General features: G+C 70.1%; 23 protein-coding genes. 12 read left to right on the forward strand and 11 right to left on the reverse strand.

Features of this window, described 5'->3' with window-relative positions; all coding sequences use genetic code 11:
* Positions 1–7 precede the first annotated feature (7 nt).
* Positions 8–370 (reverse strand): DUF2834 domain-containing protein, encoded by a 363-nt coding sequence (locus NE358_RS06390; RefSeq protein ID WP_103210752.1) that lies wholly within the window; start codon positions 368–370, stop codon positions 8–10.
* Between the two features lie 52 nt (positions 371–422).
* Between NE358_RS06390 and NE358_RS06395 the strand changes: the two genes are divergently transcribed.
* From NE358_RS06395 to NE358_RS06405, 3 genes are all read left to right on the forward strand, one after another.
* Positions 423–764, forward strand: coding sequence for a TraR/DksA family transcriptional regulator (locus tag NE358_RS06395; protein WP_103210754.1), 342 nt, complete (start codon positions 423–425; stop codon positions 762–764).
* Positions 765–817: 53 nt separating this feature from the next.
* Entirely contained in the window at positions 818–1,033 is a 216-nt protein-coding gene (locus tag NE358_RS06400) for an SCO4848 family membrane protein (RefSeq protein ID WP_103210757.1), read from the forward strand.
* A gap of 133 nt (positions 1,034–1,166) precedes the next feature.
* A complete protein-coding gene (locus NE358_RS06405; protein ID WP_289942404.1) occupies positions 1,167–2,474 on the forward strand; it encodes an MFS transporter in 1,308 nt (435 codons plus the stop codon).
* On the opposite strand, the gene NE358_RS06410 is transcribed toward NE358_RS06405, so the two are convergent.
* Together NE358_RS06410 and NE358_RS06415 are read right to left on the reverse strand one after the other, a co-directional pair.
* Positions 2,404–3,135, reverse strand: a complete 732-nt coding sequence (locus NE358_RS06410; RefSeq protein ID WP_289942405.1) for a YidC/Oxa1 family membrane protein insertase — start codon at positions 3,133–3,135, stop codon at positions 2,404–2,406. The genes NE358_RS06405 and NE358_RS06410 overlap by 71 nt on opposite strands.
* A gap of 118 nt (positions 3,136–3,253) precedes the next feature.
* Complete coding sequence (locus tag NE358_RS06415; RefSeq protein ID WP_218026316.1) at positions 3,254–3,532, reverse strand: DUF6412 domain-containing protein; 279 nt, start codon at positions 3,530–3,532, stop codon at positions 3,254–3,256.
* 61 nt (positions 3,533–3,593) lie between these two features.
* Between NE358_RS06415 and NE358_RS06420 the strand changes: the two genes are divergently transcribed.
* Positions 3,594–4,103 carry a glycine cleavage system transcriptional repressor gene (locus NE358_RS06420; protein ID WP_289942406.1) on the forward strand — a complete coding sequence of 170 codons (510 nt, stop codon included), beginning with the start codon at positions 3,594–3,596 and terminating at the stop codon, positions 4,101–4,103.
* A 110-nt stretch (positions 4,104–4,213) separates the two neighbouring features.
* On the opposite strand, the gene NE358_RS06425 is transcribed toward NE358_RS06420, so the two are convergent.
* Positions 4,214–4,597, reverse strand: a complete 384-nt coding sequence (locus NE358_RS06425) for a DUF3054 domain-containing protein (RefSeq protein WP_141375772.1) — start codon at positions 4,595–4,597, stop codon at positions 4,214–4,216.
* A gap of 110 nt (positions 4,598–4,707) precedes the next feature.
* On the opposite strand from NE358_RS06425, the gene NE358_RS06430 reads away from it, so the two are divergent.
* Positions 4,708–5,139, forward strand: a complete 432-nt coding sequence (locus NE358_RS06430) for a VanZ family protein (protein ID WP_289942408.1) — start codon at positions 4,708–4,710, stop codon at positions 5,137–5,139.
* A 7-nt stretch (positions 5,140–5,146) separates the two neighbouring features.
* On the opposite strand, the gene NE358_RS06435 is transcribed toward NE358_RS06430, so the two are convergent.
* Positions 5,147–6,223 carry a HAMP domain-containing sensor histidine kinase gene (locus tag NE358_RS06435; protein WP_289942409.1) on the reverse strand — a complete coding sequence of 359 codons (1,077 nt, stop codon included), beginning with the start codon at positions 6,221–6,223 and terminating at the stop codon, positions 5,147–5,149.
* A complete protein-coding gene (locus NE358_RS06440) occupies positions 6,216–6,884 on the reverse strand; it encodes a response regulator transcription factor (protein ID WP_116238304.1) in 669 nt (222 codons plus the stop codon). The genes NE358_RS06435 and NE358_RS06440 overlap by 8 nt, the downstream gene beginning before the upstream one ends.
* A gap of 94 nt (positions 6,885–6,978) precedes the next feature.
* Between NE358_RS06440 and NE358_RS06445 the strand changes: the two genes are divergently transcribed.
* A complete protein-coding gene (locus NE358_RS06445) occupies positions 6,979–7,482 on the forward strand; it encodes a metallophosphoesterase family protein (RefSeq protein WP_141375780.1) in 504 nt (167 codons plus the stop codon).
* Positions 7,483–7,560: 78 nt separating this feature from the next.
* The gene (locus tag NE358_RS06450) at positions 7,561–8,166 is read left to right on the forward strand and encodes a M15 family metallopeptidase (protein WP_289942410.1); all 606 of its coding nucleotides are present in this window, start codon (positions 7,561–7,563) and stop codon (positions 8,164–8,166) included.
* Between the two features lie 47 nt (positions 8,167–8,213).
* Here NE358_RS06450 and NE358_RS06455 read toward each other — a convergent pair whose 3' ends face one another.
* From NE358_RS06455 to NE358_RS06465, 3 genes are all read right to left on the reverse strand, one after another.
* Entirely contained in the window at positions 8,214–9,188 is a 975-nt protein-coding gene (locus NE358_RS06455; protein ID WP_499318417.1) for a fatty acid desaturase family protein, read from the reverse strand.
* Between the two features lie 360 nt (positions 9,189–9,548).
* The gene (locus NE358_RS06460) at positions 9,549–9,752 is read right to left on the reverse strand and encodes a cold-shock protein (RefSeq protein ID WP_013583139.1); all 204 of its coding nucleotides are present in this window, start codon (positions 9,750–9,752) and stop codon (positions 9,549–9,551) included.
* A 12-nt stretch (positions 9,753–9,764) separates the two neighbouring features.
* Positions 9,765–10,001, reverse strand: coding sequence for a hypothetical protein (locus NE358_RS06465; protein WP_289942411.1), 237 nt, complete (start codon positions 9,999–10,001; stop codon positions 9,765–9,767).
* A gap of 281 nt (positions 10,002–10,282) precedes the next feature.
* On the opposite strand from NE358_RS06465, the gene NE358_RS06470 reads away from it, so the two are divergent.
* Both NE358_RS06470 and NE358_RS06475 read left to right on the forward strand, forming a co-directional pair.
* Entirely contained in the window at positions 10,283–10,633 is a 351-nt protein-coding gene (locus NE358_RS06470; protein ID WP_103210783.1) for a biopolymer transporter Tol, read from the forward strand.
* A 50-nt stretch (positions 10,634–10,683) separates the two neighbouring features.
* Positions 10,684–11,175: a pyridoxamine 5'-phosphate oxidase family protein gene (locus NE358_RS06475; RefSeq protein WP_116238302.1), complete on the forward strand. Its 492-nt coding sequence runs from the start codon at positions 10,684–10,686 to the stop codon at positions 11,173–11,175.
* 49 nt (positions 11,176–11,224) lie between these two features.
* Here the strand turns inward: NE358_RS06475 and NE358_RS06480 are convergent, their stop codons facing one another.
* On the reverse strand, positions 11,225–11,356 hold the full coding sequence (locus NE358_RS06480) for a hypothetical protein (protein WP_258027975.1): 132 nt from the start codon (positions 11,354–11,356) through the stop codon (positions 11,225–11,227).
* A gap of 112 nt (positions 11,357–11,468) precedes the next feature.
* Here NE358_RS06480 and NE358_RS06485 point away from each other — a divergent pair, with 112 nt between their 5' ends.
* Together NE358_RS06485 and NE358_RS06490 are read left to right on the forward strand one after the other, a co-directional pair.
* On the forward strand, positions 11,469–11,624 hold the full coding sequence (locus NE358_RS06485) for a DUF2256 domain-containing protein (protein WP_103210787.1): 156 nt from the start codon (positions 11,469–11,471) through the stop codon (positions 11,622–11,624).
* The gene (locus tag NE358_RS06490; protein ID WP_289942413.1) at positions 11,621–13,084 is read left to right on the forward strand and encodes a cryptochrome/photolyase family protein; all 1,464 of its coding nucleotides are present in this window, start codon (positions 11,621–11,623) and stop codon (positions 13,082–13,084) included. Before NE358_RS06485 ends, NE358_RS06490 begins: the two co-directional genes overlap by 4 nt.
* A gap of 76 nt (positions 13,085–13,160) precedes the next feature.
* On the opposite strand, the gene NE358_RS06495 is transcribed toward NE358_RS06490, so the two are convergent.
* Positions 13,161–13,376 carry a hypervirulence associated TUDOR domain-containing protein gene (locus NE358_RS06495; protein ID WP_103210869.1) on the reverse strand — a complete coding sequence of 72 codons (216 nt, stop codon included), beginning with the start codon at positions 13,374–13,376 and terminating at the stop codon, positions 13,161–13,163.
* A 182-nt stretch (positions 13,377–13,558) separates the two neighbouring features.
* Here NE358_RS06495 and NE358_RS06500 point away from each other — a divergent pair, with 182 nt between their 5' ends.
* Positions 13,559–15,088 (forward strand): catalase, encoded by a 1,530-nt coding sequence (locus tag NE358_RS06500; RefSeq protein ID WP_289942414.1) that lies wholly within the window; start codon positions 13,559–13,561, stop codon positions 15,086–15,088.
* Positions 15,089–15,127 lie beyond the last annotated feature (39 nt).

Below are 15,127 nucleotides of genomic sequence, written 5' to 3' on the forward strand. Positions count from 1 at the left end.
GTGCGCCTCATGAGAGGCGTGCCGGACCCTCTGCGGCGAGGGCGGTGATGCGCCGCTGGCGCATCGCGAGGAACAGAGGGAAGGTGAACGCGAAAGCGGTCACCCCCGAGAGCACGACGTACAGCCACACGAAGCGCATGCCGAGCCGTCGCCCCTCGACGATCACGAAGATGCTCCCCGCGACCGCGACGACGAGCAGGTCGACGGTGATCGACGACACCGCCGGTCCGCTGGACACGAGATCGCCGAAGAAGTCCCGCATCTGCACGATCGCGAAGACGTTGAAGGTCCACGTGCCCACGAGACCGGCGAGGGCCAGCACGAGGAAGGCCGCGGCGGTGGGGGTCCAGTGTCGTCGGAGTGCGCTCATGAGCCGATCCTCCCGCAGCCCGCATGTCGGCGGTGGGGGCTAGCGTCGAAGGATGGATGCCACGACGGCGACGCGCATGCTCGACGACCGCGAGCGCGAGGTGGAGCACCGCCTCTCGCGCTTGCGCGACGATGAAGCGAGCCTGCGGCACGACCGTGCCGATGCCACGGCCGACGATGAGCACGACCCCGAGGGCTCGACGCTGTCGGGGGAGTGGGCCCAGGTCGATGCCCTCCGCCGGGGCGCCGAAGCGGAGCAGGCCGAGATCGCCGCGGCGCGCGAGCGAGTGGCATCCGGGACGTTCGGCGTGTGCGAGAACTGCGAGCAGCCGATCGCCGACGCCCGGCTCGAGGTGCTCCCATTCGCGCGCCGCTGCATCGCGTGCGCGGCGTGAGCTCCGGGTCGCGGCTGAAGAAGCGAGGGGCAGGCGGCGCTTAGGCTCGACGCATGGAACCCGTCCTCATCGCGCTGCTGTTCGCCAACGCCGTCTTCAACGTCGTCGTCTGGCCGCGTTTCTACGTGCGAGTCGCGAAAGACCCCCGCGCCAAGAACGCCGCGGGCAAGGCCACACCGTTCCTCATCGTGCACACGGTGCTCATCGGTCTGGCCCTCGTGCTCGCGGTCGCGTCGGTGATCGCCGCGATCGCCGCTCTCGTCAGCTGATCCCGGGCGCCCAGGCGCCCCGGAGGTGCCCGCGGTAGACTCATAGCGCGGGATTTCCCGCCGCACTCTGTGCAACTACCTACCGGTCCGGCAAGGCGGCACGTTCCATCGCCCCTCCCTGGAGACCCGCTACATGACCGCGCCCGCCGTCGACCATCGGCCCCTGATCCACCACACCGGCTTCTGGTATTTCCCGGTCGCCTTCGTGGCTCGGTTGCCGTTCGCGATGATGACCGTCGGCGTCCTCGCCCTCGTCGTCGCGCTGCGCGGTTCGGTCGCCCTTGGCGGGTTGACCTCCGCGGCCGTGGGTCTCGGCGTCGTCGTCGCGGGCCCCGTGCTCGGTGACCTCGCCGACAGGTACGGGCAGCGTCGCGTGCTCGTGCCGGTGGGGCTGGCCAACGGCATCCTGCTGGCGGTCTTCCCCCTCGTGGTGGAATTCGCGACCTCCGACGCCCTGCTGCTCGGAGCGGCCGTGGCGATCGGCCTGACCGGTCCTCAAACCGCGGCGATGTCGCGCAGTCGCGTGATGGCGCTCATCGGTCTGCGCGTGCACCCCGAGCGGCGCGACCGGACATTCTCGCGCGCCATGGCCTACGAGTCGGCGGCCGACGAGACCGCCTTCGTCATCGGGCCGTTCGTGGTCGGTGTGCTGGCGGCGGTGATCGCTCCCTGGGCGCCGATCGCGGGGGCCGCGATCCTCAGCTTCGTCTTCGTGACCGCCTTCGCCCTGCACCCCACCGGCCGCGCTGTCCCCGAGCGCTCGGAGCGTACCGCGATGGCGCCGATGCGCGAGGTGATGCACCCGCGCATGCTCGTGCTCGTGGCCGCCGTGTTCGGCGTCGGTCTGTTCTTCGGCTCCACTCTCACCTCGTTGACGGCGTTCATGGAGGCGCAGGGGGCGCCCGAGGCGGGTGCGCTGCTGTACGGCGTGATGGGCGTGGGCTCCGCGGTGCTGGCCCTCGCCGTCGCCCTCGTGCCCGAGCGTTTCCCGTTGCGCTGGCGCCTCGTGCTGTTCGCCAGTGTGCTGACGGCCTCCGCCGGGGCGTACTCGGTCGGCGGATCCGTGCCGACCGTGACCCTCGTGCTGTGCCTCATGGGCATCGGGGTCGGCCCGGCTCTCGTCACGCTCTTCAGCCTCGCCGGACACCGCGCGCCGCGCGGCCGGTCGGCCTCGACGATGACGATCCTCGCCTCGGCGCTGACTCTCGCGCAGGCGCTGTCGTCGGCCGTGGCCGGGGCGGTGGCCGAGAACGTGTCCGTCGCCACCGCGATGCTCTTCCCCGCCGGAGCCGCGCTCCTCGTGCTCGCCATGGCGGCGGTGAACGCCGCGGCCGCACCGCGGTGGGACCGGGCGTTCCCCGCCGCCGGTCTCAGCGCGGCAGCGGGTAGCGTCGCCGCAGCAGCAGACGCTGGCACAGCGTCCACGCGGTCGTCACGGTGAGGTAGAGCCCAGCCGCCAGCGGCACGAACAGTGCCACGCCGGCCGTCGTGAACGGCAGGATGCCGACCATCCCCGTCGTCCACGCGGGAGCCGAGGGATCGACCGCGGGGCGCAGCAGCCGACGCGTCAACTCGGCGACGCCGGCGATCACGGCGACGAGCACCGCGAAGACGGCGAGGGTCGTGGCATCCGCCGTCCCCGTCGACAGGGCGCCGACGAGACTCCGGCCGAGCGGAGCGCCCAGGACGTCGTATTCGAGCAGGGTGTTGACGTGTCCGCCGACCTGCGGGTGCAGGAACACCGCGTAGAGCAGTCCGACGACGGGCGCCTGCGCCAGGACGGGCAGGCATCCGGCGAAGGGCGAGGCGCCCTCGTCGCGGTACAGCTGCATCGTCTCGCGCTGCAGGCGTTCGCGGTTCTTGGCCCACCGCTTCTGCAGGGTGCGAAGCTGCGGAGCGAGGCGGGCCCGCGTCTGCTCGGCGCGCGCCTGCGACACTCCGACGGGGACGAGCAGCACCCGCACCGCCAGCGTCACGACGACGACGGCGACAGCGGCGGCGAGACCCCCGGTGAGGGGTTCGAGGAACGAGGTGAGAGCGAGCAGAGCGCGCGTCGTCAGGTCGAGCAGGAGGGCGAGGGGCGGAAAGGCGAAGAGGTCCACGGGGCATCCCATCAGAGCGAGTGATCACGGGCTGATCGGTCGCGGGGCGCACCGACGGCGCGCGGGCGACCGGCGTCGCGGTCACCGCCGAACCGTCGCCGAAGCGACGAGGCAGGAGCTACGCGACGCGGGTCACGAGCCCCGGCGCTCGAGGGCGCGGGTGACCCGCGGCGTCGGGATCGCTCTGGGGAAGGGATGCCGAGGGGTCGATCGGCCGTGCGGACGGCGGCGGTGTCGCGGCGACGAGCGCCGGTGCCACGACGAGGACGATCACGGCGGTCAGCACGACGGCCGCGGCGAGAACCACCGCCAGCAGGGGCGCGCCGCCGCCGGGGGTCAGCGCGAGCTCGGCCGTGGACAGGAGCAGGTTGAACGCGGCGATCAGCGATGCGATCACGAACTCACCCCCTCCGGTTGAACACCCACGGTAGCAGCGCGGGTGTCGCTACGCTGTCGCCATGACCACCCTCGTCCTCACCGTCGTCGGCGACGATCGCGCGGGCCTCGTGTCCGCGGTCGCCGACATCGTCGACGCCCACGGCGGCAACTGGGAGAACAGCGAGCTCGCCGAACTCGCGGGGGCCTTCGCCGGGATCATCGAGGTCTCGGTCGCCGCCGAACGCGCCGACGCGGTGCGTACGGCGCTCGAAGGACTCGCTGGCACGCTCACCGTCACCGTTCACGCGGGAGCGGGATCGGCCGGGCCGGCGGGGCGTACCGTCACGTTCGACGTGGTCGGCAACGACCGCCCCGGGATCGTCCGCGAGGTCTCGGCCGCCCTCGGCGCGCACGGCGCGAGCATCGAACGCATGTCGACCCAGACGACGGATGCCGCGATGGCGGGCGGACGCCTGTTCGAGGCGTCGATCACCGCGACGGTGGAACCCGACGTCTCCGTCGACGACCTCGTGGCGCAGCTCGAGCGCCTCGCGACCGAGATCCAGGTCGACGTCACGCTCGCGGACTGAGTTCTGCGGGTCCGAGGCCGCAGCTCGACGCGCCCGGGGGTTTCCACGGAGCGGGAAGGGAGCCGCGGGCCCACGCATGCCGCGTCTGACGCGAGCGCAGACGCTCGGCTTCAGGCCCGCCGCGACCGCGACGCGAGGCGGGCGATCGCGCGCCACCCCAGTAGCAGGACCGCCAGCGTGATCGTGGCGACGATGACGAACGCCACCGCGACCCCCTGACCGCTGAGCGCGCGCAGCACCATGCCCAGGGCCACGGTGATGGCCCACACGGGCAGGCCCGTCTTGACGACGGCGACCGGGCGTCGCCAGGCGCGCGTCGCCAGCCAGCCGACGAGCAGCGCCACCGCGAACGGCCAGGCGGTGGTGGCGAGCCCCGAACCGAACGGACCCAGCACGTCGCCGTCATGGGTCGCCCGGCCGATCGCGGCGAAGACGACGACGAGCACGACGTCGATGATCAGGGCGAGCACGGGGAAACGGCGCGAAGGGGACACGCTCCCATTGTCCCGCGAGCCGGCGGGCCTATCGTCCGCGTATCGCGAGACCGAGACACCGGGGCAACAGCTCGGTCGATGGGATGGATCCTTCCGAACCTGGAGGCCGCATGTCCGCTCGTTCCATCTTCACCCCCGCGCGCGTGCTGACCGCGGGGGCCGTGCTCGCCGCCGTCGTCGCGCTGACCCTCGCGCCTCGCGCGATCGCGTGGCCGGCCCGCACCCTCGTCCTCGACGCGCTCGATCACCTGCCGCCGTCGTGGAGCGCGCTCGTGCTCGGCGCGGGCGCCGACGTCGCCCTCAACATCGCGTTCTTCGTGCCCCTCGGTGCCGCGATCGCATTGCTGCTGCCGTTGCGGTGGGCGCCGGCATCCCTCCTGCTGTGTGCACTCGTGTCCCTCGCGGTCGAGGCGCTGCAGGCGGGGATCCCCGGTCGGGTTCCGGATGCCGAGGACGTGGTGTCGAACACGATCGGCGCCGCGATCGGGACGGTCGTCGTCATCGCTGTTCGCCTGACGGCGCGGGGAGCGGGGCGCCGCTGATCCTCCGTCAGCGCGGCAGGCGCAGTCGGGCGTGCAGACCGCCGCCCTCTCGCGGCCATAGCTCGAGGCGGCCGCGGTGCGCGCGGGCGATCGAGGCCACGATCGCGAGCCCGAGTCCCGTGCCGTCGGCGCGCCCGCGCGTGCGGCCGGTCCCGCGCACGAAGGGCTCGGGGAGGGTGGCCACGAGCTCGCGGGAGAGCTCCTCGCCGCTGTTGACGACGTCGACGATCACCTCGTCGAGCTCGCCGCTCACCGCGACGCGCACCCAGCCGTTCTCGACGTTGTGCACGAGGGCGTTGCGAACCAGGTTCGTCACCGCCTGGTGCACGAGCGTCTCGTCGAGCCGTGCGATCCCGCCCGAAGCTCCGGCCAGCGCCAGGTCGAGACCCGCGGCGCCGCCCTCGGCCTCGGCCAGCACGGTCGCGACGAGGTCGTCGATTCCCGTCGGCTCGGGAGACAGAGCGCCACCGCGCGTCGATCGGGCGAGGGCGAGCAGTGCCTCGGTCAGACGGATCGCGCGCTCGTTCGTGAGGTCGAGGCGATGGAGGAGCCGCTCCAGGTCGACGCCCGCGGGGTCGGCCCGGGCCACCTCGAGGAGCGTGCGCATCGTCGCGTGCGGCGTGCGCAGTTCGTGGGACGCGTTGGCGGCGAACCGTCTCTGCTCGTCCAGCGTCTCCTCGACGCGGGCGAGCATCGCGTCGAAGGTGTCGGCGAGGTCGGTGAGTTCGTCGCGGCGCCCCGGCAGGTCGACGCGGTGCGCGAGATCGCCGTCGCGCACCGCACGGGCGGCATCCGTGATCCGATGAAGCGGGCGCAGCATGAGCCCCGAGACGATCCAGCCGCCGCCGAGGCCGACCACCGCGAGAGCGCCGACGGCGAACCACGTGTACCGGACGAACACCTCGGTGAGGTCGCGGCGCCGCGGGGTGAAGATGCCGCTCTCGGAGTAGAGGTTGCCCTCGGGAAGGAACCGCAGGACCAGGAACCCCACCACGAACACCGCGATCCCCACGATCACGACGAAACCGGCGTAGCTCAGGGTCAGCTTGAGGCGCACCGAGAGCCCGGGGGCGCGTTCACGCATCGGCGGGGCCCATGCGGTACCCGACGCCCGCGACCGTCTGGATGAGCCACGGCTCGCCGAGGCGCTTACGCAGCGTCGAGATCGTGATGCGCACGGCGTTGGTGAACGGGTCGGCGTTCTCGTCCCACGCGCGCTCGAGCAGGTTCTCTGCGCTGACCACCCCGCCGCCCGCATCCATGAGCACCTGGAGCACCGCGAACTGCTTACGGGTCAGCGACACGTAGCGCCCGTCGCGATAGACCTCGCGGCGGAAGGGATCGAGCCGGATGCCGTGCTGCTCGAGCACCGGCGGGGTCGAGGCCGCCGGGCGACGCGCGAGGGCGCGCAGGCGCATCACCAGCTCACGCAAGACGAACGGCTTCGTCAGGTAGTCGTCGGCGCCGCTCTCGAAGCCGCGGGCCTTGTCGTCGAGCCGGTCGGCGGCCGTGAGCATGAGCACCCGCGGGGCGGCGGCTTGCGCGCTCAGATGGCGGGCGATCTCGTCGCCGTCCGGACCGGGGATGTCGCGGTCCAGCACCACCACGTCGTAGGCGGTGTAGCCGAGCACCTCGAGAGCCGTGTCGCCGTCGCCGGCGATGTCGGCCGCGATCGCCTCGAGACGGAGCCCGTCGCGGATGGCCTCGGCGAGGAAGGGTTCGTCCTCGACGATCAGCACGCGCATCCCGTCATCGTAGGCGGGGACGTGTATCGCGGACGTATGCGCGGGTGCGACGTTCGGTCGCCCGGTCACCGAGACCCGTGGGTAGCGTGGGGGCATGGCGACCCGACTGCTCCTCGTAGCCGATACGCACGTGCCGAAGCGGGCGCGCGCTCTACCCGCGGCGGTGCGCGAGGCGGCATCCCGGGCCGATCTGATCGTGCACGCGGGCGACTGGGTGAGCGCGAGCGTGCTCGACGACCTCGAGAGGCTCGGTCCGGTGCTGGGCGTCTGGGGCAACAACGATGGCGACGACCTGCGTTCGCGGCTGCCCGAGATCGCACGCGCCGAGTTCGAGGGGGTGCGCGTCGCCGTCGTCCACGAGACGGGGACGTCGGCCGGGCGAGAGAAGCGGATGGATGCCGCCTTCCCCGACGTCGACCTGCTGGTGTTCGGGCACAGCCACATCCCGTGGGACTCCGTCACCCCGAACGGTCTGCGCCTTCTCAATCCGGGTTCGCCGACCGACCGCCGCCGTCAGCCCGCGTGCACCCTGATGACCGCGACCCTCTCTACCGGCGAGATCCGCGACGTGGTGCTGCACGAGGTCTCACGCGACTGAGCTATCGACTCGGGGGTATCGCCGTCGTATGGTCCCCGCCATACGGCCCGGCAACGCGGGCCCGGCTCGAATGGGGGCATGGCATCTTCGGCATCCCGCACTCGATCCCCCTCCCGCGGCCGTATCGCATTCGTCGCTGTCGCGGTCGGTCTCGCCATCGTCCTCACCGCGGTCGCGGCAGTGCTCGCGATGAGCACGGCGTCGTCGTTGTCGGCCGGGCTGAGCGCGCACGCGCCGTTCTCGCCGACCGAGGCCGAGGGGATGATCCCCGCCGAGGCGGCGCTGACGGTCGACGACGATCAGCACCCCGCGATGACCGGGCTCGACGGTGAGCTGCGCGATGCTCTGCGCTCGGCCCAGCGGGCCGCTGAGGTCGACGGGATCGTCTTCGACGTCACCAGCGGATGGCGCAGCGCCGACTACCAGCGGTGGCTGCTGGGGGATGCGATCCGCACCTACGGCTCCGAAGCGATCGCGCGACAGTACGTCGCCTCGCCCGAGGGGTCGAGTCACGTCACCGGTCACGCCGTCGACATCGGCTCGCTCGACGCGCAGCTGTGGATCATCGATCACGGACGCGAGTGGGGTCTGTGCCAGACCTACGCCAACGAGCGGTGGCACTTCGAGAAGGCCACGGACGCCGGAGGAGAATGCCCCGCGCCGATGGCGGACGCGCGCGGGTGAACGACGACGGCGCCGCCCCGGAGGGGACGGCGCCGTCGTCGGGATGCCTACTCGACGTTGAGCTGACGCGTCGGAGAGGTCAGCGGGCAGTCGAAGGGGTCGCGGGCGGCCAGGCCGACCCGGTTGAGGTACGCGATGACGATGCCGTACGACTGCAACAGCGTGGTCTCGACGTAGGGCACGTTCAGGGTGGCGCAGTGTTCGCGCACGATGACACGGGCCCTGCTGAGGTGCGTTCGCGGCATGTTCGGGAACAGGTGGTGCTCGATCTGGTAGTTCAGACCACCCATGAGCCACGTGGCCCACCAGCCGCCGGAGATGTTGCGCGAGGTGCGCACCTGCTTGCTGAAGAAGTCGAGCTTCGCGCCGGGCGCAATGATCGGCATGCCCTTGTGGTTGGGAGCGAACGACGCTCCCATGTATATGCCGAAGACCGCCACCGAGACGCCGAAGAAGGCGAAGGCGAGCCCCACGGGCAGGAAGATGAAGATCGGCGCGATGAAGAGCGCGTGCCGCAGCGTCAGCAGGGCGATCTCGACCCAGCGCCCCTTGACCTCGCCGCGCGAGAAAAGGTGTCGGAAGGCCAGGACGTACAGGTTGATGCCCTCGAACGCCAGCAGTGGGAAGAACAGGTACCCCTGACGTCGGGTGATCCAGCGTTGGATACCGCGGGCTTTGGCGGCGTCGACGTCGAGGAACGAGATCGTGTCGATCTCGATATCGGGGTCTTTGTCCACCCGGTTCGGATTCGCGTGGTGGCGCGTGTGCTTCGACGCCCACCACGAACGGCTCATGCCCACGATGCCGTTGCCGATGAGCAGGCCCAGGCGGTCGTTGGCGGGTCCCGAGGCGAAGATCTGCCGGTGCGCGGCCTCGTGGGCGAGGAAGGCGACCTGCGTGAACAGGATGCCGAGGACCGCTGCGACGATCAGCTGGAACCAGCTGTCGCCGAGGAGGATGAAGCCGGTCACGCACCCGGCGAAGCCGAGCACGATGGCGCCGGCGACGACGGAGTAGAACACCGGAGTGCGAACGAGCAGTCCGCTCTCACGGACGACCTGAGACAGCTCTGTGTAGGCCTTGGTGATCGGGGGGAATTCGGTGGTACCGGAATAGGTCTGACGAACGGGGCCGAGACGGGACTCGACGACGGTGGAGGCTATGTTTTGCTCCTCGGATCGGGAAGGACCGGGGTGGACGGCGGAGCGGCTACTCCGTGCTGAGGCCCACACTACGGCTGGCCGTATGGGCGACTCGGAATACGTCGCGATGCTCAGCGGGCTCTCGGGAAACCGAAACCCAGCGAGCGAAAACGTGCCGGAAACCGACGAAAGCCGGGTCGTCGCGATGGCGACGAACCCGGCTCTCGAGGTAAGCGGAGCTTAGAGGGGGCGGATGTTCGCCGCCTGCATGCCCTTGGGGCCCTGCTCAGCGTCGAATTCGACCTTCTGTGCTTCCGTGAGCTCCTTGAAGCCGTTGCCCTGGATCGCGCTGAAGTGCGCGAACAGGTCGGCGGAGCCGTCGTCGGGAGCAATGAAGCCGTAGCCCTTTTCGGAGTTGAACCATTTCACGGTGCCAGTGGCCATCGTGTTCTTCCTTTATTCATGTTGGGCCGCAATGCGGCCGTGGGCGCCGCTCCGACGAGTGCGGAGCGGACGGGGACGCCGCGTCACCGTGGTGGTGGCGCGTACGCGATGCCCGTCGACGGCGGCCTGAGCCGCGTCGACGGACGTGTGGACACCGAGATTCTCGCCGAGGGGGCCCTGGGCTTCGAAGCCCGAGGTTCCCGCGCCGACGAAACCGGCGTAGTCGGATCCGACCGTCGCGACGTACACGTCGAGATCGGCCTGGCGCCACGATAGTGGCGAGGGGTGAAGCAGAGACACAAGAACTTTCCGCGAGTGCGAGGCGAGGACCGAAGCCGTCGAGCGAGGCACGCGATGGTGAGAGGGGGGATTGCTGTCGGAAACGGCTCGGCGCCGTGCGCCCGGCATCTCAGCGATGAGGCGGGCGTCGATGAAGCAAGTCCCAGAACGAATACTGACGACGGTAGCACGGATGCTGCTCTGATGCCCGAGAGATTTCCCGACCGACGTCGAGCGGGTGCACTGGGGTCATGGCATCCGGAGACGACACCACCGACGATCAGCGCTGGCTCGTGGTCGACGGGCGGCGCTGGCGGCGGACCGATCCAGAGCTCCCCGACGACGTGACGACGCGGCTGCGGTCGCACCTGGGCGCGGCGCGGTCCGCCGTGCGCGTGGCGAAGAAGAACGGCGATGACGACGCGGTCGCCGCCGCGCGCGAGCGCGTGGGCCACGCGAAACACGGTCTGGGGGAGCGGGGGCCGCGCTGGTGGGACGACGAGGTCGAGGCCCGTGTGAGCCGGGCCCGCGACGCGCTGGAGCAGCTCGACCTGCTCATGCCTCCGAAGAGAGCAGACGGGGCGGCCGACGTCAACGCGTAGCGCGGGGGGTCCCCACGCGATTCGCTGGAGGTTCGAACCGAGGGAGTCCCATGTCCACCACCGCATCCGAGCTCGACACGCTCAACGACCTGCTCAAGAAGTTCCGCTTCGCCATGGTCACCACTCGCGCCGAGGACGGCGCGCTGCACGCGCACCCGCTGACGGTGCAGGAGAACGAGTCCGACGGCGACCTGTGGTTCATCGTCGGCACGCACGCCTCGGCCGTCGAGCACGTGCGCCGCGACCCGAAGGTCGGTCTGTCGTTCAGCACCGACGGTACCTGGCTCTCGCTCGCGGGTGAGGCCGAGGTGATCGACGACCTCGCCAAGCTCAAGGAGCTGTGGTCGACGAGCGTCGAGGCATGGTTCCCCGACGGCCCCGAGTCGCCCGGCGTGACGCTGCTGAAGGTGTCGGCGCTGTCCGGCGAGTACTGGGGGAGCGCCGGGGGACGCCTCGCCACGGCGATCGCCCTGGTCACCTCGAAGGTCACGGGGGAGCGACCCCAGGGTGGCGAGAACGAGAAGTTCGACCTGACCGACTGAGAGCACTGCCCGGAGCCCCGCACCGCGAGAGTGCGGGGCTCCTTTCGTGTCAGCCCCCCGAGGGGTTGTCGACCGGGGCGCCGCCCTCGTCGGTCGTGTCGGGGATCGCGGGGGCGTCGGCGGTCTCGAGCTCGTCGGGCTCGTCGGCGGTGTCGTGCGTGCGGCGCGGTGTCGTGTCCATGGCCCCACCCGACCACGCCGGTGGCGGCTGCCGCGCGGGCCTTGCGCGAACCGGATCGGCGTGCTGGCGCAAGCCCCCGGACGCCGCGGGTGCGCTTTGCGACGATGACGGCATGTCACGACCCGAGGTGCGCTCCAAGCCCTGCGCTCACTGCGGACGCCCGTTCACCGACCGCAAACGGTGGAGCGGGCGTGACCAGTGGGACCAGGTGCTGTACTGCTCGCGCGGTTGCCGGGCGAATGCCGCGAAGCAGAGGAGGCGCGCGTGAAGGCCGCGCTGATCCTCGCGACGCAGCAGTTCGCCGAGCACCCCGCGTACTCCGACGAGGACATCCAGGAGTTCTTCTTCATCGAGTCGGCACCTCGCTTCGCCAAGTTGCCGTACCACCGGCACAAGATCGTGCTTCTGCTGTCGGCGATGCGCCACACGGCCGCCCGCCTCGAAGCCGAGGGGAGGACCGTCCGCCGGATCACCCTCGACGACGGCCTCTCTTTCAAGGCCGGCCTCGAGAAGCTGTTGAAGACGCACCGGGTGACCGAGCTGACGTGGATGAGCGATCCGAACCGACCCGTCGACGAGCGGATCGCCCGCATCTGCGCCGATCACGACATCGAGACCGACGTGCTCTCGGACGGGCTCTTCCTCACGCCCGAAGAAGACGTCGACGGCTGGTTCGCCGAGCACCCGACGCCGCTGATGGAGGACTTCTACCACTGGCAGCGCCGGCGCACCGGCATCCTGATGGACGGGGGTAGACCCGCCGGTCGCCGCTGGAACTTCGACGCCGACAACCGCAAGGCGCTACCGAAGAAGGGCGTGGAGATTCCGCCCCTGCCGCAGGTCGAGCACGACGAGATCACCCGCGCGGTCATCGCCGAGGTCGACGAGCGCTACCCCGAGCATCCCGGCAGCGCCGGGGACTTCTGGCTGCCGGTCACCCCCGAGCAATCCCGCGACTGGCTCGACGTCTTCGTCGCGGAGCGCCTCTACGACTTCGGCCGCTACGAAGACGCCATGAGGGCCGACGAGCCGTTCCTCTTCCACGCGATCATCTCGCCGTTGTTGAACATCGGTCTGCTCACCGTCGAAGAAGTGGTCGCCGCGGCGACCCGGACCGACGCACCCCTGGCATCCGTCGAGGGGTTCGTCCGTCAGGTGATCGGATGGCGCGAGTACATGCGCGGCATGTACCGGGCGCACCCGAAGCTCGAGCACGTCAACGCGCTGCACCTCGAGAAGCGCATCGAGAAGTACTGGTACTCGGGCGACCGGATGCCGCGGGACCTGCCTCTCCCCGTGCGCACGGTGCTCGAGCGGGTGCACCGGTGGGGCTACGCGCACCACATCGAGCGGCTGATGGTGCTGGGCAACTGGTTCCTGCTGCAGGGATACGCGCCGCGGCAGGTGAACGCGTGGTTCCTCGCGCTCTTCGTCGATGCGTACGACTGGGTGATGGTGCCGAACGTCATGGGCATGAGCCAGTTCGCCGACGGCGGGTTCGTCGCGACCAAACCGTACGTGTCGGGCGGGGCCTACCTGCAGAAGATGGGCTCGTGGTGGCCCTCGGCCCAGGATGCCAAGGACTCGGTGTTCACCGACGCGTACTGGGCGTTCCTCGAACGGCACGAGGACGTGCTGGCGGGAAATCACCGCCTCGGGCTGGCGCTGGCGCAGATGCGGAAGCGGCGGGACGAGCGGGATCCGGACGGTGACGGGCCGAACTCCTGAGAGACACGCCGTGCGCTCCGCCGACGCGCGCGAGGAGGCTCTCCGGTGCCACCGACTCAGGAGTTCGGCCCGGCGTTCAACTCTTCAGCTTGTTCAGCGCCGAACCCTTGTGCGCGGCCTTCGAGCCGGACTTCTCGGACTTCACGATGTAGGCCGGGTCGTCGTCGGATGCCGTGAACTTCTGGCCGTCGTGCTGGAAGTCCTTCGTCTTCTTCTCCACGACCTCGCCCTGCGTGCGTCCCTGCGGGGTGTCCCAGCTGACGCGGTCGCCCTTCGACAGATCCTTCGACATGCTCTCGTTCCTCTCGTTCGGTTCCGCCATGCTGTCGAGTCGGGGCGGAGCCTCTCGGGGGATTGACACCATCGGGGGGCCTACGTGTTCGGCGGCGGACGCGCAATGCCTCGGCGATGTCGGACCCCCTGCGTACCGTCTAAGTGGGCCTTCGTTTCGCGGCCCACGACGTGAGGAGAGCTATGACCGAGCCGACCACCACAAACGGCGGGGCGCCCGTCGCCAGCGACGAGCATTCCCAGAGCGTCGGAGCCGATGGCTCGATCGCTCTCACCGACCATTACCTCATCGAGAAGCTCGCGCAGTTCAACCGCGAGCGAGTGCCCGAGCGGGTGGTCCACGCCAAGGGCGGCGGCGCGTTCGGAACGTTCCGCACGACCGGTGACGTGTCCGCATACACACGGGCAGCGCTGTTCCAGCCGGGCGTCGAGACCGAGATGCTCGCACGCTTCTCGTCGGTCGCCGGCGAGCAGGGCAGCCCCGACACCTGGCGCGACCCGCGCGGTTTCTCGCTGAAGTTCTACACGACCGAGGGCAACTACGACCTCGTGGGCAACAACACCCCGGTCTTCTTCGTGAAAGACGGCATCAAGTTCCCCGACTTCATCCGCTCGCAGAAGCGCCTCCCGGGCAGCCACCTGCGCGACAACACGATGCAGTGGGACTTCTGGACGTTGTCCCCCGAGAGCGCGCACCAGGTCACCTGGCTGATGGGCGACCGTGGCATCCCGGCATCCTGGCGCCACATGAACGGCTACGGCTCGCACACGTATCAGTGGATCAACGCCGAGGGCGAGAGGTTCTGGGTCAAGTACCACTTCCACACCGATCTCGGTCACAAGACGCTGACCCAAGACGAGGCCGACCAGATCGCGGGCCAGGATGCCGACTTCCACATCCGCGACCTGTACGCCGCGATCGAGCGGCAGGAGTTTCCGACGTGGACGCTCAAGGTGCAGATCATGCCGTACGAGGACGCGAAGACGTACCGCTTCAACCCGTTCGATCTGACGAAGGTGTGGCCGCACAGCGATTACCCCGAGATCGAGGTGGGCACCATGGAGCTCAACCGCAACCCGGGTAACTACTTCGCCGAGATCGAGCAGGCCGCCTTCGAGCCGTCGAACTTCGTGCCCGGCATCGACGGCAGCCCCGACAAGATGCTGCAGGCGCGCATCTTCAGCTACGCCGACGCGCACCGCTACCGCGTGGGCACGAACTACCAGCAGCTGCCGGTGAATCGTCCGCACACCGAGGTGCATTCGTACTCGAAAGAGGGAGCGATGCGCTACGAGTACAACCCGCCCGAGGTGCCCGTCTACGCGCCGAACTCGGTGGGCGGCCCGGCGGCCGACCCGCGCCGCGCGGGCGACGGGGGATGGCACAGCGACGGCGAACTCGTACGCTCGGCCGCGACCCTGCACGCCGAGGACGACGACTGGGGCCAGGCAGGAGCCCTCGTGCGCGAGGTCATGTCGGCTGAGGAACGCGACCGTCTCGTCGAGACGGTCACCGGACACGTCGGAGGGGTGACGCGCGCCGAGGTGCGCGATCGCGCCGTGCAGTACTGGAAGAACGTGGATGCAGAGATCGGCTCGCGTGTCGAGGCGGGGCTCCCGCCGCTCGAGGGGTCGACCGCCCCGGGCGAACAGCTCAGCGAGCCCAACCCCGACGGCGATCTCGTCGGACGGGATGTGGCGGGTCGCGTCTGACCGCGGGGTGATCCGGCCGGCGGCATCCGTTCACGCGGA

This window comes from Sphingomonas sp. G5 (genome assembly GCF_052660795.1).